Annotated in this window: 13 protein-coding genes and 1 other annotated feature; of the genes, 1 reads left to right on the top strand and 12 read right to left on the bottom strand. The window is 27.5% G+C overall.

The window, feature by feature from the left end; translation table 11 throughout:
* Positions 1 to 56: 56 nt before the first annotated feature.
* The 5 genes from A500_RS06245 to A500_RS06225 form a co-directional block, all read right to left on the bottom strand.
* The gene (locus A500_RS06245; RefSeq protein ID WP_016206745.1) at positions 57 to 1,163 is read right to left on the bottom strand and encodes an N-acetylmuramoyl-L-alanine amidase; all 1,107 of its coding nucleotides are present in this window, start codon (positions 1,161 to 1,163) and stop codon (positions 57 to 59) included.
* Between the two features lie 66 nt (positions 1,164 to 1,229).
* A complete protein-coding gene (locus A500_RS06240; RefSeq protein ID WP_016206744.1) occupies positions 1,230 to 2,528 on the bottom strand; it encodes a bifunctional folylpolyglutamate synthase/dihydrofolate synthase in 1,299 nt (432 codons plus the stop codon).
* Between the two features lie 2 nt (positions 2,529 to 2,530).
* Entirely contained in the window at positions 2,531 to 3,325 is a 795-nt protein-coding gene (locus A500_RS06235) for an ATP-grasp domain-containing protein (RefSeq protein WP_016206743.1), read from the bottom strand.
* A complete protein-coding gene (locus A500_RS06230; protein ID WP_016206742.1) occupies positions 3,322 to 4,215 on the bottom strand; it encodes a RimK family alpha-L-glutamate ligase in 894 nt (297 codons plus the stop codon). Before A500_RS06230 ends, A500_RS06235 begins: the two co-directional genes overlap by 4 nt.
* Before the next feature lie 67 nt (positions 4,216 to 4,282).
* On the bottom strand, positions 4,283 to 4,489 hold the full coding sequence (locus tag A500_RS06225; RefSeq protein ID WP_016206741.1) for a hypothetical protein: 207 nt from the start codon (positions 4,487 to 4,489) through the stop codon (positions 4,283 to 4,285).
* 175 nt (positions 4,490 to 4,664) lie between these two features.
* Here A500_RS06225 and A500_RS06220 point away from each other — a divergent pair, with 175 nt between their 5' ends.
* Positions 4,665 to 5,096: a hypothetical protein gene (locus A500_RS06220; protein WP_016206740.1), complete on the top strand. Its 432-nt coding sequence runs from the start codon at positions 4,665 to 4,667 to the stop codon at positions 5,094 to 5,096.
* 60 nt (positions 5,097 to 5,156) lie between these two features.
* On the opposite strand, the gene A500_RS06215 is transcribed toward A500_RS06220, so the two are convergent.
* The 7 genes from A500_RS06215 to A500_RS06190 form a co-directional block, all read right to left on the bottom strand.
* Positions 5,157 to 5,513, bottom strand: a complete 357-nt coding sequence (locus tag A500_RS06215) for a DUF2200 domain-containing protein (protein WP_016206739.1) — start codon at positions 5,511 to 5,513, stop codon at positions 5,157 to 5,159.
* Positions 5,514 to 5,642: 129 nt separating this feature from the next.
* Positions 5,643 to 5,849, bottom strand: coding sequence for a DUF4177 domain-containing protein (locus A500_RS06210; RefSeq protein ID WP_423219279.1), 207 nt, complete (start codon positions 5,847 to 5,849; stop codon positions 5,643 to 5,645).
* A gap of 168 nt (positions 5,850 to 6,017) precedes the next feature.
* The gene (locus A500_RS06205; protein ID WP_341349940.1) at positions 6,018 to 6,875 is read right to left on the bottom strand and encodes an IS3 family transposase; all 858 of its coding nucleotides are present in this window, start codon (positions 6,873 to 6,875) and stop codon (positions 6,018 to 6,020) included.
* A 31-nt stretch (positions 6,876 to 6,906) separates the two neighbouring features.
* Positions 6,907 to 7,212: a transposase gene (locus A500_RS06200; protein WP_016206736.1), complete on the bottom strand. Its 306-nt coding sequence runs from the start codon at positions 7,210 to 7,212 to the stop codon at positions 6,907 to 6,909.
* A gap of 156 nt (positions 7,213 to 7,368) precedes the next feature.
* A complete protein-coding gene (locus tag A500_RS06195) occupies positions 7,369 to 10,011 on the bottom strand; it encodes a valine--tRNA ligase (protein ID WP_016206735.1) in 2,643 nt (880 codons plus the stop codon).
* Between the two features lie 124 nt (positions 10,012 to 10,135).
* Positions 10,136 to 10,357, bottom strand: a binding site (T-box leader).
* Between the two features lie 171 nt (positions 10,358 to 10,528).
* Positions 10,529 to 10,654 (bottom strand): CPC_1213 family protein, encoded by a 126-nt coding sequence (locus tag A500_RS21655; RefSeq protein ID WP_016206734.1) that lies wholly within the window; start codon positions 10,652 to 10,654, stop codon positions 10,529 to 10,531.
* Positions 10,655 to 10,748: 94 nt separating this feature from the next.
* Positions 10,749 to 11,693, bottom strand: coding sequence for a carbohydrate kinase family protein (locus A500_RS06190; protein WP_016206733.1), 945 nt, complete (start codon positions 11,691 to 11,693; stop codon positions 10,749 to 10,751).
* Between the last annotated feature and the right edge of the window lie 139 nt (positions 11,694 to 11,832).

The raw sequence follows: 11,832 nt of genomic DNA, 5'->3' as shown, positions 1-11,832 counted from the left end.
TTTTACAAAGGTGCAATTAATAAAATAACTTTATCAATCACACCTAAAATTTTAATTTAATATATTGGACTATTAGTAATACTACTATCATTATCTCTTGGTGCGTAAATATTTACTTTACCAAAAGTTTCTGTATTAATAGTATAAACATTATTTTGAGGATTTCCTAAAATCTCATATGATAATCCTCCATATCTTGATGGTGCTAAAAAACCAACTTCATTTCCTATTATAGGACGTTTACTTAATGGATATACTCTCCAACTAGTTACATTACTATTCAAGTTTAAATATCTTTTTGATGTTGAAGAATTCCCTGAAGTACTCCCAGAGGAAGATCCAGAAGAAACTTCACCATATAAAGCTGTATCACTTATACTACTATCATTATCTCTTGGCGCATATATATTTACTCTTCCAAAAGATACAGTTTCTATTGTATAAACGTTACTTTGTGGGTTTCCTAATATCTTGTAAGATAATCCTCCATATCTTAATGGTGCTAAAGTTCCTACTTCGTTACCTATTATAGGTGCCTTATTTAAAGGATATACTCTCCAACTACTTACTAATTTATTTAAATTTAAATATCTATCACCATTTTGTGAAGGAGTTGATGGATTTACAGGTTCACTTGGAGTACTTGGGGAAGATGTGTCTTTTCCAACTAGCCCCTTTACTATTGCTGTTGCTATTTTTTCCGGATCATATATACTCATATCACTAGAATCAATAAAACAGCATTCTACTAGCATCGATTTAATTCTTATTCCTCCAACCAAGGCTAACTCACTTCCGTCTTTAACTCCCCTATTTATATATCCTATAGCATTCATTTCCTTTAAAATATTAGATGCTTCACTAAGAATAGAACCATTTTTAGTATAAATCTCGGTTCCTCGTCCTCCACCTGCATTTAAATGAATTGATATTGAAATATCTGCACCTGCTGAATTAGCAGATGAAACTCTAATTCTTAAGCTTTCAGATACACTAGATGCATAATCTGGTGATACAACTATAATATTATGACCTAAATTTTCTAATTTTGTTTTTATTCTTTTGCCTATTTCTCTTGTACAAACTTCTTCTCTATATCCATTTCCTACTGCTCCAGTATCAGCCCCCGACAAACAGTGTCCATAATCAAGCACTATTTTCATATTAATCACCTCAATATAAAATATGCATTAATTATGTTATCTGACATTAAAAGCACACAAATTTCTCTATGTATTAGTTAATATCTTTCTTATTTCTCCTATCATATAAAGAGAACCAGCTGCAACTATTAAATCATCTTTATTAGCTTTACTTAATGATAGTTTTATTGCCTTGTCATAATCATCAAAAGCAATACAATTATTCTTATACTTCAATACTACTTCCTTTAGTTCATTTGCACTAGCTGCTCTTATTGAATTAGGCGTCACAGTATAAACTTCAGTGGCTAAAGGTGCTATTACTTTTACCATTTCTTCAACATTTTTATCATTTAAAATTCCAAGTATTAAGTATAATTTTTGATATTTAAAATATTCCTCTATATTTCTTTTAAGAAATTCTATTCCTGCGATATTATGAGCTCCATCAATTACTATATATGGATTTTTCTTTAATACTTCAAGTCTTCCTTTCCATTTAATACTTTTTACACCTTTATATAATTTATTAATTTCAATATTTATATAATTTAACCTTTGAAGCTCTTCTAGTGCTTTAATTGCTAAAGATAAATTAATTATTTGATGTTTACCAAGCAAAGATAAATCTAAAGTATATTTATTATTATTAAAATTAATTGATACTCTCTGATAAGGAATATCATCATTCACTATTTCTAATAGATTAAAATTATTTGAATCTACAATAGTTAATTTAGAATTTGTTAATAATGCTTTACTTTTTATAATATTAATAACCTTATCTTTTTGCTTGCAAGTTATAACTGGAACATTTTCTTTTATTATCCCTACCTTTTCACTAGTTATTTCTTCTACTGTGTTTCCTAAAATATTTGTGTGATCTAAGCTTATAGAAGTTATTATCGATAAAATTGGTGTAATTACATTTGTTGAATCTAGCCTTCCTCCTAGACCTACTTCTATTACTCCAAAATCAATCTTTTGTCTATATAAATATAAAAACATAACACAAGTTAATACTTCAAATTCAGTTGGATGCTTGTATCCTTCTTCTACTATTTTATTAACATATGGCTTTATTTCCTCTAATAAATTTACTAACTCCTCTTCAGCTATATTATCATCATTTATTCTTATCGTTTCTTCTATTTCTTCTAAATGTGGTGAATTAAAAAATCCTACTTTATAACCATGTTCTATTAAAACTTTACCTAATATAGAAGATGTTGATCCCTTTCCATTTGTTCCAGCTATATGTATAAGCTTTAGTTTTTTATGTGGATTTCCGAGCAACTCTAATAATCTCTCTGTACGTTCTAATCCATAATTTGATCCTAAAACCCTTAGCTCCTCTAAATATTTTAATGCCTTTAAATCTTTCATATCTATTTCATTCCTTTAACACTTTTTCTTATATGCTCTAAAAATAATTCCATAGTGTTATTTACACCTAAATAACTTAACATTCTACTTCCAACTGCATCTTCAAATTCATTAAATAATATTTCACCATTTTCTAAAAGTAAGAAATCAATTCCACCAAAATCTATGTCTATATTACTTAGTATTTTATCTATTATCTCTTTTTGCAAATATGAATATTTATATAATTCAACATTGCCACCCCTTGAAAAATTAGATAAGGTTTCATCTTCTTTAGGAAGCCTAATTACTGAATTAACTATATTATTATTTATTATATAAAACCTTATATCTCCAACATAATCTCCAATAAACCCTTGATAAACATTTTTATTAAAATCTAGAGATTTAAAACCCTTTAATATATTAACTCCTATTCCACCATGTCCATTTTTAGGTTTTTCTATTATCTTTTTATTACTATTTAACTCTTCAATGCTTCTATAAACCTTTGGATATTTAATATCTAAAGTTTCCATAAAATTATATGCTTCTAACTTATCATTTCCAAGCCTGCAAAAATTAAATTTATTAAAAACTCTTAGTCCTACTAATTCTAAATTATAAGTTATTCTAAAATCTCTAGACCTATTTATAACAAATTTAAATTTTGAATCTAAAACTCTATAATTTATATCTTTTGCTAATATCAATTCTAAATCCAAATTATATTTTATTCCATCTTCTATTAACCAATTTATATAACTTTTATTTTTTTCTACATCTACTTCATCATAAATAACTAAACCTTTTATCATAAACATTCCTCTAATATATATTTTAGTATTTCGCCTCCAAAGCTTTTTCCCCAAAGCTCTTCAAAACTTAAGAAATTTAAATTTGAGTTTACTTCACATAATATAGGTTTATTATTTTCTCCAAATAATAAATCTACCCCCGAAAAATCTAATCCTAATACCTTATGCGCCTTAAGTGCAAGTTCTTCTTGTTCTATTGTTAAGTTTATTAATTTACCTTTTCCACCTTGAGATATATTAGCTCTAAAGTCTTTATCAGATTCTCTAAGCATAGCCCCTATCACTTTATCTCCTATGATATTTACTCTTATATCTTTTCCATAACTACTTTTTATATTTTCTTGCATAATAAAATCTATATTTCTTTTATTTAAATCCATAACCTTTTTAATAAAATCTTCTTTATTTTTTATTGAATATACCTGCATTCCAAAGGAACCCTTTGATTCTTTTATTATTACATCTTTTCCAAGTTCATCAAAACATTTTACTAAATAACCTTCACTATTTAATAAGTAATCAAATATCATTGGTGATAAAATTGTTCTCGGCATTTGTATATTGCTATTAGAAAGCTCTAAATGCATTAATCCCTTATGATCACAGTATTCAATAGCTTTACTTGAATTGAAGACTTTAAATCCCATCTTTTCTAAATGCCTTGCTAATAATACATCTTTGTCCCAAAATATAATAAATTTTGGGCTTTCAAGATCTTTTAAATATAAAAGCTCAGCTTTCCCTTCATTATTATATGTAGGAATTATTTCCGTATTTTTTACCTTCTTTAATTCTATATCCAGTTTCTCTCCTTCAATTATTAAAGAATCTACAAGCTTATTTATTTTAGGAATATTTAATGTTCCATTATAAATTATCCATCCTGTCATAAGTTATCCACTCTTTCTATGCTTAATATTTATTTAATGCTTTCGCCTTTTTTCCATAACTTCTTACCTAAAAGTACCCAATTATAATAAGTAAAATATTTATTATAATTGTAATAATTATTAAAAATCTATTTACTATATTTATTTTATTTATCATTACTATTGGTATAAATATTAAATAAAATAATACTAATAAACTTACAATTAAATTTCTTATAAAGCTCTTTTCACCTAATGATTTAAATGGCTGCCACCATATATTAAAATCTTTCATTTTTATATCTCCTATTTTTAATAATGATAAATAATTCAACTATTAATTACCCTACTTTTATCACTTTTAATTTTTTTTGTCAATATTACTTCTTAGTTTATTGCTTTTTATTAATTGAATTTTATATTAATGTGTTTTAAAATAATAAATATAAAACCTAAAGAAGGAGCCTATTATGAACGATTTAAATGAAATTTTTAAATTGAATTTAGATGAAGTATCTATTTATGAAATAAATGAAGAACATCTAATAGAATTGAAGAATCATGATTATTATATGAAAAATAATTTTTATTTTTGGCTTATAAATAAAATATATTCACTTGAAGATAGTAATAATTGTGATGAGTTAGCTTATACACATTATTTAATGTCTTATTACATATTTGTAGTTTTAACGCCTTTAAACTATGAATCCTTAGCTTTTACTCATATAAAAAAGTGCTTAAACTATTCAAATAATATTAAATATAAAGAATGGTTACTTATATTTTCTACCCTGCAAAATAGCTTTTTAAAGCCTTATGAAGCTATAAAAAAATCAGAAGAGGTACTTAAGGAAAATCCAGATAGCAGCATTGCAAATACTATTTTGCAATTATTTTAAAACTTCTCTTAAGTTAAAAACACCGATTTTATCTTCTTTATAAAATCAGTGTTTTTATTTTTAAATATTTTTTCGTAAAATCTTATTCATAACTTTTCCCTTTGCTAACTCGTCAATTAGCTTATCTAAATATCTAATTTCCTTCATAATTGGATCTTCGATTTCTTCCAATTTAACACCACAAATGCTGCCTTTAATTAAAGCTCTATCTGGATTTAGCTCTGGCGCATCTGTAAAAAAGGTTTCAAAGTCTATATTATTTTCTATCTTTTCTTCTAAAGCTTCTTGACTATATGATGTTAACCAACGAATAATTTCATCAACCTCTTCTTTTGTACGTCCTTTTTTCTCCGCCTTTTCAATATAAAGTGGATAAACACTTGCAAAAATCATTTTACGAACATCTCGTCTTGCCATACTACTTCCTCCATTGTATAATTCTCTTTATTCTATCATCAACAATTTCTTTTTCTTCTCAATTTTTTGCTTAATCAAATTATCATGATGATTTATCTCCTTTAGTTTATCTCAAATATTTTATTATAATCAAAATTTTTTTCTTTTAAAAATAGCTATTACTTCCCTTGTTGTTCCTTGTCCTTGGCTCGTAGCAACACAAGATACTAATTCCCAACCTTCTTCACCAAAATTGTTAAGTTGATGATTGAATTCTTCAATCTCCAATATACCACCCATAAAGCCTTTTGTTTCAAACTTAATGCTTCTATACTCCCATTTTTCCAATTCAACCACTCCTTTATAATAAATACTTAGCTTTCATTTAACCACTACATAATAAAAATTTTCAAATAAATTATAGGTAATATATACCATAATTGTAGCATTAATAATAAAAGATGTACAATAAAAAACTCCCATATAAACTTGATCCTGTCAAGTAGACAATAGAAAAAAGACTCTTTATGCGGCATGAGACTTATATTGAATAGGACTCATGCCGTATTTTAGTAGTATTCGCTCATTATTATAAAACCAAATATATTCATTGATTTCATTTATTAATTTTTCTGTTTCTCGTGTTTTGCTTAAGTATATTAATTCTGATTTTAAATGTCCAAAAAATATTTCAATAGGAGCATTGTCCCAACAGTTCCCACGACGGGACATAGATTGTGTAATACTGTGCCTTTTTAAATCATCGCAATATTCTTTTCTTGTGTATTGAAATCCTTGATCAGTATGCAATATACACCCTTTTTTCAATGGCAGATTATATAGCTGTTCTAATGTATCATTAACCAATTTCACATCATTCCTAGTACTCATATTATAAGCAATAATTTGATCATTATATAAATCTTTTACTGCGCTTAAATATAAAAATCGACGACTAGATTTATCTAGAGGAATATATGTTATATCCATGCATAACTTCGTTAACGGTCTAGTAACCGTAAATTCTCTATTCAATATATTCTTCGCTACTGACGCAGGTTTAAACTTATGCTTATATACTTTTTTACGTATAACAGCTTTTATATTCATTTCATTCATTAGTCTATATACACGCTTATGATTTATTTCAATGCCTAATATATTATTAAGATAAATACATATCCTCTTTCGTCCATAAGTTCCTCTATATTTATTATGTATATCTAGTATATGATTTTTAATTATTTTATCCTGTATATCCTTATTGGTGATAATATCTTTACGCTTGAGCCATTTATAATAAGAGCTTCGCACTACTTTTGCCAATAGGCAAAGACGTATAATAGAATATCGCTCTGACATAAAAAATATAATCTCATATATATTAACTCGTGTTATTCTTCTGCCAGAGCTCTTAGCTTTTTAGGAATTCATTCTCCATTCTTAAGTACTCAACTTCTTCTTCTAATGATGAAAATTTAGTTTTGGGTCTACCTATTCGTGAACCATTAGTTCGAGTTTTAGATTTTCTTCCTCTACTTTCAATATCGAAAGCTTTTTCACCTTCAGCTTGGTATTTTTTTACCCAATCATAAACTCTCTTTTTCTCACTTAAGCCTAATTCCTTAGCAATTGTATTTGCTCCTATATGTTGATTTAAGTGCATATCAACTGCTTTTAATTTAGTCTCTTTGCTATATTTCCTTTGAATTCCACTCATAAAAAATCCCCCTATAGTAAACAAATATCTAACCTAATTATAAAGGTCTTTTTTTATTTGTCTACCATAAGGGGATTATACTAATAAGGGAGCTTTTTAATTCAAAATATTTTAAGTAATTTAAAATAAATTACGACAATAATTCTTTTATTAATTTTATTTTAATGCATCTATTCTAACTAAAACTGCCTCTAGCATTTCATTATATTTTTCTCTTTTTTCTTTTTCTCCATCTATTACAGCTTGTGGTGCTTTAGCTACAAAACCTTGGTTAGATAATTTTTTATCTATTCTTTCCACTTCGCCTTCTAGCTTTTTCTTTTCTTTATTTAATCTTTCAAGTTCTTTTTCTTTATCTACTAAGTCTAGAAGTGGCATAAATAACTCTCCACCTTTAACTACTAGTGACACAGCATTTTCTGGAACTTGTGCTTTATCTTCTATAAATGCAACTTCTGATGCAGATGCTAATTTTTCAATATAATGAACTCCTGCTGTAAATGCATCTTTTGCTTCATTTGTAGTATAAGCTATAACTTTAGCTTTTCTTGATGGTGGTACATTCATTTCAGCTCTAACATTTCTTAATCCCTTAATAGCTTCAATTATAAAGTCCATATCCTTTTCAGCTTTTTCGTTATTTAAGTCTTCATTATATTCTGGCCAATTTGAAATTACTATTGATTCACCATGAGTTAAAGTAGTGTATATTTCTTCAGTTATAAATGGCATTACTGGGTGTAGAAGCTTAAGTCCTGTTTTAAGAACTTCATTTAGAACATTATAAACTATTCCTTTTTGCTTTTCATCTTCACCGTATAATACACCTTTAACTAATTCTATATACCAATCACAGAACTCTGTCCACATGAAGTCATAAACCTTTTGAAGCGCAATTCCAAGCTCATATTTTTCCATGTTTTCAGTTACTTCTTTAACTAAAGAATTCATCTTTGAAAGAATGTATTTATCTGCTAAGCTATATTCCTTGCAATCTGCATATTTATCCATTATTTCTTTGTCAAGATTCATCATAACAAATCTTGAAGCATTCCACATCTTATTTGCAAAGTTTCTAGCCGCTTCAACTCTTTCTGGAATATACCTTATATCATTTCCTGGAGAATTTCCTGTAACAAGCATAAATCTTAAGGCGTCTGCTCCATATTCATCTATAACTTCAAGCGGATCTACTCCATTGCCCAAAGATTTACTCATTTTTCTTCCTTGAGCATCTCTTATAATACCATGAATTAAAACTGTATCAAATGGAGTTTCATCCATATTGTGTATTCCAGAGAATATCATTCTTGCGACCCAGAAGAAGATAATATCATATCCAGTAACTAATACATTTGTTGGATAGAAATATTCTAAATCCTCTGTTTTATTTGGCCAACCTAAAGTTGAAAAAGGCCATAGTGCTGATGAGAACCAAGTATCTAATACATCTTCATCTTGATGTAAGTGCTTAGATCCACACTTAGGACAAATTTCTGGTGCATTTTCTTGAACTATCATTTCTCTACAATCATTACAGTACCAAACTGGGATTCTATGTCCCCACCATAATTGTCTTGATATACACCAATCTTGAATGTTTTCCATCCAGTTGAAGTATATTTTATCAAATCTTTCTGGAACAAACTTAGTCTTATTAGTTTTAACTGCTTCAATTGCTGGTTTTGCTAAAGATTCCATTTTAACATACCATTGCTTTGAAATTATAGGTTCAACTGTAGTTCCACATCTATCATGAGTTCCAACATTATGATTGTGAGGTTTAACTTTTACTAATAAACCTAACCCCTCTAAATCTTTAACCATTTGTTTTCTAGCTTCATATCTATCTAAACCTTGATATTTTCCACCTAACTCATTAATAACACCCTTATCATCCATAACTCTTATTTGTGGTAGGTTATGTCTAAGTCCTACTTGGAAATCATTTGGATCATGAGCTGGAGTTATTTTAACCGCACCAGTTCCAAATTCTATATCTACATAGTCATCTCCAACTATTGGAATTTCTCTATCTGTTAGTGGTAGTTTTAATGTTTTTCCTATTAAATTCTTGAATCTATCATCATTTGGATTTACAGCTACAGCAGTATCTCCAAGTAATGTTTCAGGTCTTGTAGTTGCAATTTCTAGATAACCACTTCCATCAGATAATGGATAATTTATATGCCAAAAACTTCCTTCTTTTTCTTCATATTCTATTTCAGCATCTGAAAGAGCTGTAGTACATTTAGGACACCAGTTAGTTATTCTGTTTCCTTGATAAATTAAGCCCTCATTATATAGCTTAACAAAAACAGTTCTAACAGCTTTATTTAAGTTTTCATCCATTGTAAAAGCTTCTCTTGAAAAATCACAAGAAACACCCATCTTTTTAAGCTGATTTCTTATAGTACCTCTATATTCATCAGACCATTCCCAAACTTTTTCTAAAAATGCTTCTCTTCCCATTTTCTTTTTAACTAATCCTTGCTTTAAAAGTTCATTTTCAACCTTAACCTCAGTTGCAATAGAAGCATGATCTTGTCCTGGAAGCCATAAAGTACAATAACCTTGCATTCTTTTAAATCTTATTAGCATATCTTGAAGTGTATTATCAAGAGCATGACCTAAATGAAGCTTTCCTGTTATATTCGGTGGCGGCATAACTATTGAAAATGGCTTCTTATTTTTATCAATTATTGGTGTAAAATATTTTTTTTCTTCCCAAGTTTTATAAATTCTTTCCTCAAATTCTTTTGGATTATATGTAGTAGCTAAATTATTATTTTCTAACATATATTTTCCTCCTTTATTTCCTTCTTATTTAAAAGCTAACAGTTTTTAATGTTTTATGATTAAAATCATAAAAATACTATTAAGCCTATTTTTTATTTTAAAAATAAAAAAAGAGCCTTCATCACAAAAGGACGAAGACTCGCGGTACCACCTTTTTTCTTACCATAATTTATTATGATAAGCTCTTTATTTTATAACGACTAAGACAGCCGTCCTTACTTACTTAGTTTCAGTAAAGATGCTCAAAAGCTACCTTCAGGATACTCTAATATAGAAGGCTTACAGCCTATGACCTTCATTCTCTTTATATATTGTATTCCTTACTCCTCTTTATCATTGCTTTTATATATGATTTTTAAAACTATATTATATCAGATTATCAGTTTTGTCAATATTTCCATAATGAAAATGCATATTGTAATCAATAATTTATTTTTATTTTATTTATATCTTTCAAATCATAATAAGTTAAGAGGCTATTAATAATAGCCTCTTAACTTAACATATTAAAACTTTATTAAATTTTAAAATCTCTACGATCATGCTCTTTTGCTTTTGGTTCTCCATAAACTGCTTTTACACTTTCAACTTGTGGATTATGATTTATATGCTTTTTATGACTATTCTTTGGTTTGTTACTCATTTCTTTCACCTCCAAGTTTATATACTTATCTTATGCAAAAGAAACTATTTTATTTTATTTAATCTTAAGAAATAAAGGTGAAATTATGTAACTATTAATCTTCTAACCATTCTAGCTTTTTTATATATTCATTAACAAACTTTTCACTCATAGATGGATTTATAGTGTCTTCGTGAGTTATTGTTATTGTTGACATTGCAATAGCATATTTAACAGTGTCTTTAATAGACATATTATTCATATATCCATATCCAACTCCTGCAACAAAAGAATCTCCCGCACCAGTAACATTTTTCACTTCTATATTATTAGTTGAAATCTTACCCACTTCTTTACAATTCTTATAATATATGCCATCTGCATCAAGACTTATAAATACATTTTTTACTCCTAAAGATAAAAAGTATTCTGCAGCTTTTTTTAAATCTTCATTATTCTCTATTTTGAATCCACATAAAACCTCAGCTTCTAATCTGTTTGGTTTAATAGTATGAAAATATTTAACCAAATGTTTGATTTTTTCTGCTTTAGTAGCTGAAACAGGATCTAAAATAAATTTAGTTTTTCCTTGAAAATTTGTCAAAATATATTCTAATAATTTAGGATTGTCTGAATCTAATATTGTATATTCTGCATTTTCAATTATATGTGCCTTTGAATCTATAAAACTAGCTCTCATATTATTAAGGCTGTCCATATCTACTATTGCAGATTCCATTTCACCGTCTTCATTTAAAATAGCCATGTATGTTGGTGTATATTCATTTTCTAAAATCAATGAATGCTTCATACTATATCCTATTTTTTTTGAATTCTCCAAAATGTTTCTACCTTGATCATCTCCACCTAAAATAGAAATAAATTCAGTATTAACATTAACTCTTGCTAAATTTTCTGCAATATTTCTACAAACTCCGCCTAAAGATATTTTAATATTTCCAGGTATGGAGTCCTTTCCATGATATTTTTTTCTACTAAAGCCTATTATATCTACTATTGATGCTCCTAATACTAATATATATGGATTATTATTACACATATCATCTCTCCTGCTCTTTTAAATCCGTTCCTAAAAAACATAAATATATTATATTAGAGAACCATAAAAAAATAAAGATAATTTTACAAAGTTTGTCGAATTTTATTTTATATTACAATTTAAAATTGCTATTATTTTT

Source organism: Clostridium sartagoforme AAU1 (genome assembly GCF_000401215.1).
GTDB classification, from domain to species: Bacteria; Bacillota; Clostridia; order Clostridiales; family Clostridiaceae; genus Clostridium; species Clostridium sartagoforme.
Note: the sequence above shows the minus strand (reverse complement) of the source record. Positions and strands in the feature narration are given on the sequence as shown.

What these genes read in the sequence shown, in the direction of transcription:
- A500_RS06245 (WP_016206745.1), bottom strand. Translation starts at nt 1,163, where the DNA reads ATGAAAATAGTGCTTGATTATGGACACTGTTTGTCGGGGGCTGATACT.
- A500_RS06240 (WP_016206744.1), bottom strand. Translation starts at nt 2,528, where the DNA reads ATGAAAGATTTAAAGGCATTAAAATATTTAGAGGAGCTAAGGGTTTTA.
- A500_RS06235 (WP_016206743.1), bottom strand. Translation starts at nt 3,325, where the DNA reads ATGATAAAAGGTTTAGTTATTTATGATGAAGTAGATGTAGAAAAAAAT.
- A500_RS06230 (WP_016206742.1), bottom strand. Translation starts at nt 4,215, where the DNA reads ATGACAGGATGGATAATTTATAATGGAACATTAAATATTCCTAAAATA.
- A500_RS06225 (WP_016206741.1), bottom strand. Translation starts at nt 4,489, where the DNA reads ATGAAAGATTTTAATATATGGTGGCAGCCATTTAAATCATTAGGTGAA.
- A500_RS06220 (WP_016206740.1), top strand. Translation starts at nt 4,665, where the DNA reads ATGAACGATTTAAATGAAATTTTTAAATTGAATTTAGATGAAGTATCT.
- A500_RS06215 (WP_016206739.1), bottom strand. Translation starts at nt 5,513, where the DNA reads ATGGCAAGACGAGATGTTCGTAAAATGATTTTTGCAAGTGTTTATCCA.
- A500_RS06200 (WP_016206736.1), bottom strand. Translation starts at nt 7,212, where the DNA reads ATGAGTGGAATTCAAAGGAAATATAGCAAAGAGACTAAATTAAAAGCA.
- A500_RS06195 (WP_016206735.1), bottom strand. Translation starts at nt 10,011, where the DNA reads ATGTTAGAAAATAATAATTTAGCTACTACATATAATCCAAAAGAATTT.
- A500_RS21655 (WP_016206734.1), bottom strand. Translation starts at nt 10,654, where the DNA reads ATGAGTAACAAACCAAAGAATAGTCATAAAAAGCATATAAATCATAAT.
- A500_RS06190 (WP_016206733.1), bottom strand. Translation starts at nt 11,693, where the DNA reads ATGTGTAATAATAATCCATATATATTAGTATTAGGAGCATCAATAGTA.